This window comes from Chitinophaga sp. S165, assembly GCF_003182155.1.
Taxonomy (GTDB): Bacteria; Bacteroidota; Bacteroidia; order Chitinophagales; family Chitinophagaceae; genus Chitinophaga.
Genome location: NZ_QGTG01000013.1, coordinates 1 through 13063, shown reverse-complemented (window position 1 = coordinate 13063; position 13063 = coordinate 1). Strand labels below are relative to the sequence as shown.

The window sequence follows — 13063 nt, the reverse complement described above, 5'->3', positions numbered from 1 at the left end:
AATTCTAGAGGATGTGGAAAATTACCAATGGGTTTCTCCCTGGCTTGCACCAGGAACATAACAAATTTAAAAAGGTTTTCTTAAAACTAAAAATAAATTCAGGAAGATTGCACCAGTACAGCATCGTCTACCCATTGCATGACCAGTTTCAACTGCTCATCCTGTGTTAACTGACTGTTGTCCAGGATGATAGCATCTTCAGCCTTCCGTAAAGGGCTGATTTCACGATTGGTATCTATATAGTCTCTCAGCTCCAGGTTTTCTTTGATCTCATGAATGCTGATATTCTTGTTTTTGGCATAGAGTTCCTTAAACCTGCGTTCTACACGGATAGAAGTATCCGCAGTCATAAAGATCTTCAATTCGGCATGGGGGAATACAGTGGTACCAATATCACGGCCATCCATTACAATCCCTTTTCTGGTGCCCATTTTCTGTTGCTGCGCTACAGCAAATTCACGCACCTCTTTTACAGCAGCTACTTCGCTTACTTTTTCAGCTACCAGCATTTCCCGGATCAGGTGTTCTACATTCTCGCCGTTCAGCGTTATTTCAGACACCTGACTCATTGGATTGAATTCGAATTCCAGATGAATATCACGCAGTGCGGCCTTTACCGCATCATGATCAGCCCAGTCCACCCGGTTTTGAATAAAATACAGCGTTATTGCACGATACATTGCTCCGCTATCAATATACACATAGTCCAGCTGCGCAGCCAATTGTCTGGCCAGCGTGCTCTTTCCACATGAAGAGTAACCATCTATCGTAATAATTATTTTTTTCAAAACCCTTTAATTAAATAGCTGTGTTAGGAATAGACGGTGTAAAGTTAAAGGAAAAATGGAAAAATGAAACAGGATACCTGTTACAACCCTGAAATGATCCACCAATTATTCCCATCTGATTGAATGGTATATGAAAACCTTGACGCGCTATTCTCTGACCGATTGTTTGCCCCATCGATCTGGCCACCGTTTGAATTAATTGTAAGCGAACCGTTGACAGGCTTTTTTATCACATATATCCTCCCAAGACAATCATCAGCATCAGGCAACGTCACCGTATAATTTCCGGTGCCGCTTTTCACAACGGTATAGTCATTTTCTGTTAATGTTGTGTTACCATTAAAAGTGCGGATGGGCAGACTGAAACTGCCATTAGACACCAATGTGGATGTAGGCGTATTTGTCTTAATCCCTAACCGTTTGTTCCCATTATCCCAGAAGAAATTAGTGTTGTCCTGCCCTACTTCAGTCGAAGCGTCGCTGGTAATGTTACCGAAGATGATCGATCCATTGGTAATGTTGGTATTTCCATTGGTCATAATCGCCTTGTACCAACCATTGATGGCTGTCGTACCCAGTGGAGCTGTAATACCAGTCCACTCTTTTAATGCCAGCGTGTTCTTGTCGAAGTACAACTGTGTAGTAAAGCCACCGTTATTTCCTTTAAAGGCCATTACGCTCCAGGCGTGTGCAGTTGCCCCAGCCGGGCCATTGGTCACCACTCCGGTTACAGGACTTGCCCATATTTTCATGCGGGTAGTAGATCCTGCAACATCTGCGGTACCAACATCATTACTGGCCAGCGTTCCGTATGTAGCACCACCATCATTATCCGTATTTGATTCCCATGCAGTACCATTCCATTTCAGTACTTCACCACTTGCAGGTGTTTTTCCTGATACCCTCAAACCTACCAGCTTAGCAGCATTCCAGATAGCAAGGGCGCTATCTGCATACAATGTACCACCGGTATTCAGTTTAAGACTATTGTCCAGACCTACTTCCTGTGTGCTTCCTGCTCCTGCCGCAAATCTTCCAAGTAGTTTCTGTGTGTTGATATTCTGCATTTTTGCGAAGGTCACCGCCTGATTACTGATGGTGCTGGCAACTGTACCAGTTCCGGTCCCGGTTACATCTCCTGTCAATGTGAAAGCGGAACTTCCACCTGTACCCGGGATCAGCCATTTTCCCTGTGAACGTACCGCCATGTTGTTATTGCCTGGAAGGTAGATCAGCATGCCGTCGGGAGAACTTTTTATTGTCGCCGATGTAGTATCGCTGATACGCGGCAGTAACAATCCTTGTGAACTACTTTCCAACTCCAGCAATGCAGATTTCCTTATCACACTGGGATTACTTCCCAGCTTCAACTGCTGCGCGTAAGTAGATGTAGTTACCGAAAGCAATAATAGTACTAATAGCTTCTTCATAATTCTGAACGATTTCAAAAATCAAACAGGAAGTACACAGGTAACATTACCAGTGTACATTCCTCAATGTTTCATGCGATATCTTTTCAAACAGATTAATCATAGTATCAATGATCTATTACGATCACTTTGCAGACATATGCCTGTTTCTTCGTCTCTTTATGTGTCAGGACCAGGAAGTAAGTACCCGTAGGCATATCTTTGATCCGTACCTCACTCTGGCCTATCATTTCCATCCTGCGGACCTGTTGTCCCCATGTATCAAATACCTGTACGATCAGTGGTGCCTTAATACCTCTGACAGTTACTTTAAAGTCGCCGTAGTTCGGATTCGGGAACACAGTAGCCTGCACCAGCGGTCCGACTTCTCTAACGTCTGTGTATACATATTTTCCGGTAGTTGATACTGCTTTAATACGATAATAGCTCCATCCGTCATAGTCATTTGTATCCTGATAGTAATAATCAAGCCTTGTTGTGCTATAACCGCGAGGCGCTTTTGTAGCCACTGTAGCGATCTTCTTAAATGCAGTTTCGTTATCCAGCATCCGTTCTATTTCAAATACAGCATTGTTGGTTTCACGATTGGTAGTCCACACCAGGTCCACCAATGAATAACTTATGCGATAGGCATTAAAATGAATAATATCTGCCGGCAGATAACTATATGACAGAGAGGTAAGCTTAGCATAGTAAATGTTCGTACCGATACCCGCAGTACCACGGGAGTGCATGGTAGCCTCCTGCTGCATAGGCTGCGTCGTTAAGGTACCTGGCGCCATTCCATCATTCACAGCTTTGCGTAATTCCCAACCATCACCAGGGAAAAAACGGCTTATATAACTGCTTTCACGATTTACAGTATATTCCGGTGCTTCATCAGCATTCATGTGCTGCAATGTTACGCTTGTCAGCCCCGTACCATGCCCTTCTTGTCCCAGATTCCAGGTTTTAAATACCACACTGTCGTAAAGTATCCTACCGCTAATAGCGTTCAGATATACACTATCAAAAACTCTTGCCTTAAAATCTTCCGGAGCGCCTTCATAACGTACACCGGCAGGTGCGTAGTTCGTAGCGCTCGTCCCTACAGGGAATACTACCTGTCCGGCATTTCTATCCAGTTTTGCACGATAAAGGAAACCACCTGCTGTTTCTGTTCCGGTAACAATGAAACGTTGATCACTATACCCTGTAATAGAGCCCGGATTATCAGCCCCAACCATCAGGTTCCATCCATTCAGGAAAACATGACCGTTGGTTAACTGTAGTGTATTTCTTATGTGCAGGTCGTGCAGATCTGCAAGCACAATGCCGTTCGGATTGTTGACTTCCAGATTGGGAAAACTGGCGCCTGTTTTAGTAGCGACGTTATAACCGCCGGCGATGATCTGCTGACTGCTATTATTTATAAAACGAAAAGTTCCCCCGGTACCTTTAAGGCCGGAAGGACTTTCATCAGATAGCAATGCAGTATAACTATTCGTCCACTGCCTGCCGAGAAAATAAAGTACGGATGCAGGACTGGATCCCAGCATACCATCATTGGTAACATCTCCGAAAAACGCAACATTACCAAAGCTCCACACCTTTCCATCGGGAGGGATGTAGGCCGCATTCTGAGCTATAATGTTTATAGAAAGAACCAGAAAACATAATATGAGTAAACATCTCTTCATGCAGTATTATGTTTTTAGTTTCGTCTCACTTACCATTTTTGTAATTAGTGTTTAACTAACGCAACGATCCAACTATCATACGAAGGGATAATCAGTAGGTCCAGTAATAATGTTAATGGTTAACGTATCCGGTATTTTCATAGGTCATTGCAGGTTACACGGAAACATCAGATAATAAAAGAATTAGCAGGAGCAGTAAAAGACTGCCCCTGCTATATAACTTTTTATTATTTTCTGATAATGTACCAGTTGGCACCATCAGTCTGAATAGTGACAAAGGTCCAGTCGTTGTAGATCATATAGTTTGCACCGCCTTCAATAGTAACAGCAGGAGCATTAGGCTGTATTGTTACAGGATTGTTGATATCACCTGTGCCGATCTTTTTGATAGTATAGATACGGCCCGCAATAGCAACGGAAGGTGCAGGCAGTGTAATGGTCAATGCGCCACCGGTAGCATCCGCCAGTACGGTGTTGTCTGTATCATTAATGGCATAAGACGATGTTGTCTTTGTAATTCTCATCTGCACAGAACCATTTACCTGCAGGGTAGAATTAGCTGGTGTAGTAGTACCTACAGCTACACTTGCAGCAAAGCTCTTATTACCTGCGAAGCTCTGGTTGCCGGTAGATACCACACCTCGCTGAACAGCAGTGTGTGAAGCATCAACTGCACTTGCATTTGGCAGGTTGAAAGAAACGTCATTAGCTGTGGCCTGTACATCGAAGTTAGCACCAATGCTATCAGTCTTGAAGGCTACGTTCACATTGTCTGTAGTACCAGTGCCTGCCTGGATAGTACGGATCGCTTTGGCAATAGCATCCAAATCGAAGGGTCTTTTTGTAACAGTACTTCCTTCACGAACCAGCACATCGTAAGATGCAGCAGTAGCAGCGTTTGCCACATTGTTCAATACCAGTGTACCATTAAGGGTAGTTCCATTTGATACTGCCAGTGTATTTAAAGTAGTAGCACCAGATACACTCAGATCGTTACCCAGTGTAACTGCATTGGAAACACCCAATGTGCTGTTAATGGTAGTTGCACCATTTAAGGTTGTCGTATTCGCTACAGTCAACGTATTATTCAAGGTAGCAGCACCGGCAACACCTAATGTAGTACCTACGTTTACTGCACCACTGAAGGTCTTATCGCCACCAAAAGTTTGTGGAGCGGTTGTTACGATACCCGCCTGTGTTGCGCTGGCAGCAACCAGTTCCAGTTTATAGCTGGCAGTAAGCGGATCATAAGTGATACGGCCACCTCTGTTTTCCTGACCTGCAGCAATTGCAGTGATGAAGTCAGCGATAGACAGGTTTGTACCGCTCGACAAGGCTTGTAATTTGTCCCAGTCGGACTTTTTCATGAAACCATAAGGAGCAGTAGCTGTAGGAGCCATAATAGGCGCATTTATCGTTACTTCTCCTGTAGTTGTATTTTCTCCGATATTGAAAGTTGCATGCGCAGAATCTGCGTTAGCGAAAATATTATCTGCCAGATCTTTGAAAGCAGTCTGTGGTAATGTTCTCTTTGAAACCATGCCAGTTCCACTCAGCATCAGCACTTCGAACAGTGTATTATCTGCGTTTACAGTAGAGAATTTCAATTGTCTGTCAGCCTGTACTCCAATAGCTTCAACACCATTTGTACGGATAGACAACGGATTAGCATCAGCAGTACCGATATAATCAGCTGCTGTCGTACCTGTGTTTCCTTTCAGGCTCCAGTTTGCCGATGCATCAGCTGAACTGGCAATTTTTACCCAGGCGCCTGCCTTTCTCATATATATCCCATCATTAGCAGCAGTGCCGCTGGCCAGGTATACGACCATTCCATCTACAGGATCGGTTCCGATAGCGGCGTCGATAGCTGTGAAATTTGGAATTCTGGGCAGTAAGAGACCTTGCTTATTGCTGCTCAACTCTAAGATGGCTGATTTAGTAATAGATGCCGGATTGTCACCGATCTTCATCTGTGCCTGAACCGCTGTAACTGCAAGTGTTAAACCACCAGCTAAAAAAAGTGTGCGTGAAGTGTTACGTATAACTGCTTTCATAGTGTATAGGGATAGATAGATTTTAAAATTTATCCGTTAATAATAATAACCATGAGTGTTGCAAACGAAAACCACGCACCTATCATGCGTATACAGCAGCCGTTATGTTTATCCGCTTTGAGGCAAACCTAATCGACTATTCCCCCGTTTGCGCAGGGCAGGTTTTCTAATATGAGAAACTGGTTAAAAGAGGTTGGTTAAAAAGATTGGATGTGTTCACATGTCCGCTTACGAAAATCTCAATGCCGCATGGTAGGATTTTACTCCTTATTGCATAGTGCAAATATCTAATATTAATAATATTATTCTTATGACATGAACGTAGCATTTTGACGTACAATGTAGTTTTATATCTATCTGGTTTTCATTTAATTCTTTTCTAAATGTATTAAGCCAATGTTATCACTGTCATTCTCATCTCAGAGAACCAGCCTTTAGATAACACCATCATGTTACATTACCTGATTGGCGGGAGTGGTTGCAGGAAAATAAAAGAGGGTTCTGGATAAGAAAGAGGCAAAAAAAATCCCGGACTTTCGTCCGGGATCTCTATCAAAAACAATTTCTATCAACTATGGCTTATTGTTTATGCTTCTGATTTTTCAGATTTGTTACTCTTTGGAGAATTCTTTAAAGTAAAGATCAGTTTCTGATTTTCCTTGTCAAGATCTGCCAATAGTACATCTCCGTTATGAATGTTCATATTCAGTATTTCCTCTGCTAAAGGATCTTCCAGGTATTTCTGGATAGCTCTGTGCAGTGGACGGGCGCCAAACTGCTGGTCGTAACCTTTCTCTGCGAGGAAGCCTTTGGCCTCGTCTGTCAGTTCCAGGCTGAAGCCCAGGTTGTTCAGGCGTTTCAGCACGCTCTGCATAGTGATATCTATGATCGTATAGATATGCTCCTTGCTCAGCGAGTTGAATATGATCACGTCATCGATACGGTTCAGGAACTCAGGAGAGAAGGTACGTTTCAGTGCTTTTTCAATTACTGATTTTGTATTGTCTTCTTCACTGGTCGCTTTTGCTGATGTTGTGAAACCAACACCTGCACCGAAATCTTTCAACTGACGAACACCGATGTTAGAGGTCATGATGATGAGTGTGTTCTTGAAGTCTACCTTGCGGCCCAGACCATCAGTCAGAATACCATCATCCAGCACCTGTAACAGGATATTGTAAATATCAGGGTGTGCTTTTTCAATTTCATCCAGGAGGATCACGGAGTAAGGTTTGCGGCGAACTTTTTCAGTCAGCTGACCACCTTCTTCATAACCTACATATCCCGGAGGCGCACCAATCAGACGGCTTACGGAGAATTTCTCCATATATTCACTCATATCGATACGCACCAGGCTATCTTCTGAGTCGAACATATAACGTGCGAGGGATTTTGCCAGCTCAGTTTTACCTACCCCGGTTGGTCCCAGGAAGATAAAGGTACCAATCGGCTTCTTCGGATCTTTCAACCCTACCCTGTTACGCTGGATCGCTTTGGTCACTTTGGTGATTGCCTCATCCTGTCCAACTACAGCGCCTTTCAGGTCTTCACCCATACGACGGAGTTTTTCAGTTTCGGCCTGTACCATACGTTTAACAGGAATACCTGTCATCATGCTTACTACTTCTGCGATTGCCTCTTCATCGATCGGATAGCGTTTGTGTTTCACTTCTTCTTCCCACACATTCTTCGCACGCTCCAGATCTTCCCCAAGTTTCTTTTCTGTATCTCGCAGCGCAGCAGCTTCTTCAAAACGCTGGCTCTTTACGACTTTGTTCTTTTCCTGCTTGATGTCTTCGATCTGTTTTTCAAGGTCGAGGATATTCTGAGGAACATTGATGTTCTTGAGGTGCACTCTTGCGCCTACTTCGTCCAGCACGTCGATAGCCTTGTCGGGCAACAGACGGTCTGTCATGTAGCGATCACTGAGTTTTACGCATGCCTCAATCGCATCATCTGAATAGCTTACGTTATGGTATTCTTCGTAACGTGGTTTGATGTTATTCAGGATCTGAATAGTTTCATCCACGGTCGGAGGATCTACCATTACTTTCTGAAAACGACGGTCTAACGCACCATCTTTCTCAATGTACATTCTGTATTCATCGAGAGTAGATGCACCAATGCACTGAAGTTCTCCACGTGCCAGGGCCGGTTTAAAGATGTTGGAAGCGTCCAGGGAACCTGAAGCTCCACCAGCACCTACGATGGTGTGGATCTCGTCTATGAAAAGTATAACGTCGCGGTTCTTTTCCAGTTCGTTCATGATGGCTTTCATCCTTTCTTCGAACTGTCCACGGTACTTAGTACCTGCCACGAGGGCTGCCAGATCAAGGCTTACCACACGTTTGTCGAACAGTACGCGGGATACCTTACGCTGCACAATGCGCAGAGCGAGACCTTCCACGATCGCTGTTTTACCCACGCCCGGTTCCCCGATGAGGATTGGATTATTCTTTTTACGGCGGGACAATATCTGCGATACACGCTCAATTTCCTGCTCGCGACCCACTATCGGGTCAAGGCTGCCACTCTCGGCCAGCTTGGTAATATCCCTGCCGAAATTATCCAGCACAGGGGTTTTAGACTTCGTATTAGTTTGCTTGGCCTTGGAGGCAAAACTCTTGCGCTCATCTTCAAACTCCTCCTCTCCAGGATCATCAAACTCCGCCTTTGGATCGGCAGATTTTACGAAGCCCAGCTCGTTTTTAAAAGTGTCGTAATCCACGTCAAACTGTTGTAAGATTTGTGTACAAACGTTTTCTTTATTCTTGAGGATTGAAAGCATTAAGTGCTCAGTTTCAACTGTAGGGCTTTTCAGGGCCTTTGCTTCGAGCACGGTAACGCGTATTACCTTTTCTGCCTGCCTTGTAAGTGGTAGACTGTTGATATTGGCGATGTTTTTTCCTGTCTTATCTTTTACGGCCAATTCAACCTCTTTACGCAGTTCATAAAGGTCTACATTTAAAGCCTGCAGAATTTTAACAGCTGTCCCTTCCCCTTCTCGAATAATGCCTAGCAGCAGGTGCTCTGTGCCGATGAAATCATTCCCCAAGCGTAGAGCTTCCTCCCTGCTAAACGAAATGATCTCCTTTACTTGCGGTGAAAAATTCTGGTCCATTGTGAGAATATTAAATTATTAAAACCCTTACGGGGACTTGCTTATACAATATTAGCAAATAATTTTGATTTACCTTTACCCTAACACTTTAATAGTATAAGTTTACAATTAAGGCTGGTGAAGTAAGAAAGAAGGCTGTTATTTGGCAGGATTCCCGATTACTTATTTACTAACTTATAAAAGAAAATCTTGTCTATGGAATTCAAAATTGATACCAAAGAAAAAATACTGGTTGTGCAGCCTCAAATTACAGGACTAGATGCTAATTTGTCAGCCAGGTTTACTAAAGAGGTATCAGAATTACCAGGCCTCGGAGGCCGCAACCTTATACTGGACATGACATTAGTTGAAAAAGCCGATGACATTGGGATTAAAGCCATTTTAACAGTATACCACCAGCAGTATGACAGCGGAATGTCCTGTGCTTTGACCGGCCTTAACAGCACTTTAACGAATTCCATAAAAGCAGCGGATGAAACGGTCTATAACCTCGCCCCTACTATGTTAGAAGCAATTGACCTGGTGATGATGGAAGATCTCGAAAGAGAATTGATGCAGGATGAGGAATAATTTTTTTACCGCTCACATATTGGTGCCATATTTTTCCGGAATGTGGAAATAGATTCCATTTTCCGGAATAAATTGCAGATTTTAGTAATTATTTATTTTCGTTCATGTTTGCAGTCACCATTTTAGGTAACAATTCGGCTCTCCCCACGTTAGAAAGACATCCAACAGCTCAGATTATAACTTGTAATGATCAGCTGATACTGGTTGATTGCGGAGAAGGAACACAGTTACAATTTGCGCGTTACAAGATCAGAAGAAGCCGCCTGAGATACATCTTCATCAGTCACCTTCATGGCGATCATTATTTTGGCCTAATCGGCCTTTTAAACAGCTTGAGCCTCCTCGGCAGACAAGACCCGCTGACTATCTTCGCTCCCCCGGAACTGGAGGCTATCATCCAGTTACAGATGCAATGCTCCGGTACGGTCCTCCAGTTCGAATTACAGTTCGTCGCCCTGCGCGAAGAAAACCAGGGACTTATTCTGAGCGATAAAGATCTGAATGTCACCTTTTTCCCTACCATACACCGTATCCCGTGTTTCGGTTTTACGTTCGAAGTTCAGAAACGAAGACGTAAGATCCTCCTGGAACAGACCAAAGCATATGAAATACCAGCTGCTTACTTCTCAAAACTCCAGGAAGGGGCTGATTATCAACGGAAAGACGGATTTCTGGTGAAGAATGACTGGGTCACCCTTCCTCCTCCGAAAGGAAAAAAGTATGTCTTCTATGCAGATACGATGTACTCTGAGGACCTGGTCAGGTTTGCAAACGATGCCGATCTGGTCTATCACGAAACGACATATTTGCATAATCTGGCAGAGCGGGCAGCTGAAAGATATCACAGCACCACTGTGCAGGCTGCGACACTGGCATTAAAAGCCAATGCCCACCGCCTGATAGTTGGACACTTCTCTTCAAAGTATACCGATCTGACGCCTTTTGAGGCGGAATGCCGGGAGATATTCCCTAATTCCGATGTGGCTGTCGAAGGCGCCTCCTACATCGTCTAATGGGCTTAAAATACAGATCCCCGTCCTGCAAAGCAGAACGGGGATCCATTATCATTACCAATACTGGTTTGGTTTACTTGTAATTCTTTCTGAAAGCAGCTATGCGGCTTTGCAGTCCGGCACTTACCGGAACTACCGGCAAACGGAACACATTCTCAATGAGACCTGCTTCTGCCATGAATGCTTTCACACCGGCAGGATTGTTTTCTTCAAACATCATGTCAAATGAATCCTGCAGCTTGTAATGCAGTGCACGTGCTGTTGGAACATCGTTAGCCAGTGCAGCCTTCACCATACCTGCTACATCTTTCGCAAAATAGTTAGCTGCAACAGAGATAAGACCGTCCATACCTGTAGCGATCTGTGGGAATGCTAATGCGTCATCACCACTTACCACCAGGAAGTCCTTTGGTTTATCCTTGATGATCTGCATACACTGCATCATATCACCACTGGCTTCTTTCATTGCAACAACGTTAGGCACCTCATTCGCCAGTCTCAGGGTGGTCTGCGCCGTCATATTACGGCCGGTCCTGCCTGGTACATTGTACAGGATGATCGGTTTGGGAGAGGCAGCTGCTACTGCTTTATAATGTTGGAACAATCCTTCCTGGCTTGGCTTACTGTAGTAGGGAGCAACGCTCAATACCGCTGCTGCTTCATCCAGCGGGCAGGTTTCCAGCCGCTTGACAACGTCACGGGTATTGTAGTCGCCAATACCTATCACCACCGGAACACGCTTATTCACCTTTTCGAAGGTGAACTTCATGATGTCCAGCTTCTCTTCTGAGCTTAGTGTAGGAGTTTCTCCGGTTGTCCCCAGGGATACTACATAGTCAACCCCGCCGGAAATCACATGATCAATCACTTTTTCCAAAGCATTCCAGTCGATGCTTTCGTCTTTTTTAAAGGGCGTAACCAGTGCTACACCGGTGCCTCTCAATTGTTCCATATTCTGTTAAAATTCCAGATAACAAATTCCAAATCGCCCTCTTTATCAATCTAAAAGTGGTGCAAAGATGACAATTTGGAATGGTATATGACAAAATAATTTTAGCGTTCCTCGAAAAAGCCCATATTACTGAATTTGTCGATACGCTGCTCGATACGGGTATCGGCATCGATCTTTCTCAGTTCTGCCAGGGTGTTCTTAATGGTTTGCTTCAGAATTACCGCCATTTCGTCCGGATTAACATGCGCACCGCCTAAAGGCTCTTTAATTACGCCGTCTACCAGGCCAAAGCGGCTCATATGGTCAGATGTCAACTTCAGTTCTTCTGCTGCCTTTTCCTTGAAGTTCCAGCTGCGCCAGAGGATCGTAGAGCAGTTTTCCGGAGAGATCACAGTATACCAACTGTTTTCCAGCATCAGGATCCTGTCTCCGATACCGATACCCAATGCTCCACCGGAAGCGCCTTCTCCGATAATGATGCAGATCACGGGTACCCGTAATTTCACCATTTCGAATATGTTACGGGCAATTGCCTCTCCCTGTCCGCGCTCTTCCGCTTCGAGACCAGGATAGGCTCCAGGTGTATCTATCAGGGTAACAATAGGCTTATTGAATTTTTCAGCCAGTTTCATGAGGCGTAAGGCCTTTCTGTAACCTTCCGGGTTAGCCATACCGAAATTGCGGATCTGACGCATTTTGGTATTGACCCCCTTCTGCTGGCCGATGAACATGACAGTTTCTCCGTCCAGGTCAGCAAAACCACCCACCATGGCCTTATCGTCTTTCACATTCCTATCGCCATGCAGCTCCACAAAATTGGTACACATCTTTTCAATGTACGCCAGGGTATAGGGCCTATCGGGATGCCTGCTGAGCAGGACCTTCTGGTAACTGGTAAGATGTTCGTACACTTCCAGGCGGGTATCAGCGATCTTCTGCTCATACTCCTTGACTGTGGCTGTAACGTCTACACCTGACTTTGCTCCATTCTCCTTCAGTTTTTCCAACTGATCGTACAGGTCCTCAATAGGTTTCTCAAAATCCAGGAATTGCATATTTATGTATAAAATTGGTTAAAGAACGATGTAAAGATAAACGCTAAAATATTTTTTAAAAAAGATTTGCATAATTGATGGCTTTGTTGCTATCTTTGCTGCCCCGAAAACAAGGGAAGGATCAGTAGTTCAGTTGGTTAGAATGCCGCCCTGTCACGGCGGAGGTCGCGGGTTCGAGTCCCGTCTGGTCCGCAAAAAGGGACAAATCATCAAAAGTATGGTTTGTCCCTTTTGCATTTTAACTATTATTGCTTAACTGCCGATATGCCACTAGTCCCTCTTTACCTGCTACTACTATTATTACTTCTATACAACAATCGCTTTAAGTTGCTCCAGTCTTTTTTCTAATCTTTTTATTTTCAATTCATTATTTCTTTTCTGGTATTGGTCAAGCAAGG

Annotated in this window: 9 protein-coding genes and 1 tRNA gene; 3 read left to right on the top strand and 7 right to left on the bottom strand. The window is 44.3% G+C overall.

The window, feature by feature from the left end; all coding sequences use genetic code 11:
* Positions 1-98: 98 nt before the first annotated feature.
* From cmk to C7475_RS30235, 5 genes are all read right to left on the bottom strand, one after another.
* Positions 99-788, bottom strand: a complete 690-nt coding sequence (gene cmk, locus C7475_RS30255) for a (d)CMP kinase (protein WP_110057184.1) — start codon at positions 786-788, stop codon at positions 99-101.
* An 80-nt stretch (positions 789-868) separates the two neighbouring features.
* Entirely contained in the window at positions 869-2218 is a 1350-nt protein-coding gene (locus C7475_RS30250) for a hypothetical protein (RefSeq protein WP_110057183.1), read from the bottom strand.
* Positions 2219-2325: 107 nt separating this feature from the next.
* Positions 2326-3897 (bottom strand): T9SS type A sorting domain-containing protein, encoded by a 1572-nt coding sequence (locus C7475_RS30245; protein WP_110057182.1) that lies wholly within the window; start codon positions 3895-3897, stop codon positions 2326-2328.
* Positions 3898-4124: 227 nt separating this feature from the next.
* On the bottom strand, positions 4125-5954 hold the full coding sequence (locus C7475_RS30240; RefSeq protein ID WP_110057181.1) for a hypothetical protein: 1830 nt from the start codon (positions 5952-5954) through the stop codon (positions 4125-4127).
* Positions 5955-6540: 586 nt separating this feature from the next.
* Positions 6541-9075, bottom strand: a complete 2535-nt coding sequence (locus C7475_RS30235; RefSeq protein ID WP_106601968.1) for an ATP-dependent Clp protease ATP-binding subunit — start codon at positions 9073-9075, stop codon at positions 6541-6543.
* Positions 9076-9270: 195 nt separating this feature from the next.
* On the opposite strand from C7475_RS30235, the gene C7475_RS30230 reads away from it, so the two are divergent.
* The gene (locus C7475_RS30230; protein ID WP_110057180.1) at positions 9271-9645 is read left to right on the top strand and encodes an STAS domain-containing protein; all 375 of its coding nucleotides are present in this window, start codon (positions 9271-9273) and stop codon (positions 9643-9645) included.
* Positions 9646-9749: 104 nt separating this feature from the next.
* A complete protein-coding gene (locus C7475_RS30225; RefSeq protein WP_110057179.1) occupies positions 9750-10658 on the top strand; it encodes a ribonuclease Z in 909 nt (302 codons plus the stop codon).
* A gap of 73 nt (positions 10659-10731) precedes the next feature.
* On the opposite strand, the gene dapA is transcribed toward C7475_RS30225, so the two are convergent.
* Complete coding sequence (dapA, locus tag C7475_RS30220) at positions 10732-11610, bottom strand: 4-hydroxy-tetrahydrodipicolinate synthase (RefSeq protein ID WP_110057178.1); 879 nt, start codon at positions 11608-11610, stop codon at positions 10732-10734.
* Between the two features lie 101 nt (positions 11611-11711).
* Complete coding sequence (locus tag C7475_RS30215) at positions 11712-12665, bottom strand: acetyl-CoA carboxylase carboxyltransferase subunit alpha (RefSeq protein ID WP_110057177.1); 954 nt, start codon at positions 12663-12665, stop codon at positions 11712-11714.
* A gap of 118 nt (positions 12666-12783) precedes the next feature.
* Between C7475_RS30215 and C7475_RS30210 the strand changes: the two genes are divergently transcribed.
* A tRNA-Asp gene (locus C7475_RS30210) sits at positions 12784-12857 on the top strand.
* The last annotated feature ends 206 nt before the right edge of the window (positions 12858-13063 follow it).

Excerpts from the sequence above, each read along its gene's own strand:
- C7475_RS30250 (WP_110057183.1), bottom strand. The coding sequence starts at position 2,218 with ATGAAGAAGCTATTAGTACTATTATTGCTTTCGGTAACTACATCTACT.
- C7475_RS30245 (WP_110057182.1), bottom strand. The coding sequence starts at position 3,897 with ATGAAGAGATGTTTACTCATATTATGTTTTCTGGTTCTTTCTATAAAC.
- C7475_RS30240 (WP_110057181.1), bottom strand. The coding sequence starts at position 5,954 with ATGAAAGCAGTTATACGTAACACTTCACGCACACTTTTTTTAGCTGGT.
- C7475_RS30235 (WP_106601968.1), bottom strand. The coding sequence starts at position 9,075 with ATGGACCAGAATTTTTCACCGCAAGTAAAGGAGATCATTTCGTTTAGC.
- C7475_RS30230 (WP_110057180.1), top strand. The coding sequence starts at position 9,271 with ATGGAATTCAAAATTGATACCAAAGAAAAAATACTGGTTGTGCAGCCT.
- C7475_RS30225 (WP_110057179.1), top strand. The coding sequence starts at position 9,750 with ATGTTTGCAGTCACCATTTTAGGTAACAATTCGGCTCTCCCCACGTTA.
- dapA (WP_110057178.1), bottom strand. The coding sequence starts at position 11,610 with ATGGAACAATTGAGAGGCACCGGTGTAGCACTGGTTACGCCCTTTAAA.
- C7475_RS30215 (WP_110057177.1), bottom strand. The coding sequence starts at position 12,665 with ATGCAATTCCTGGATTTTGAGAAACCTATTGAGGACCTGTACGATCAG.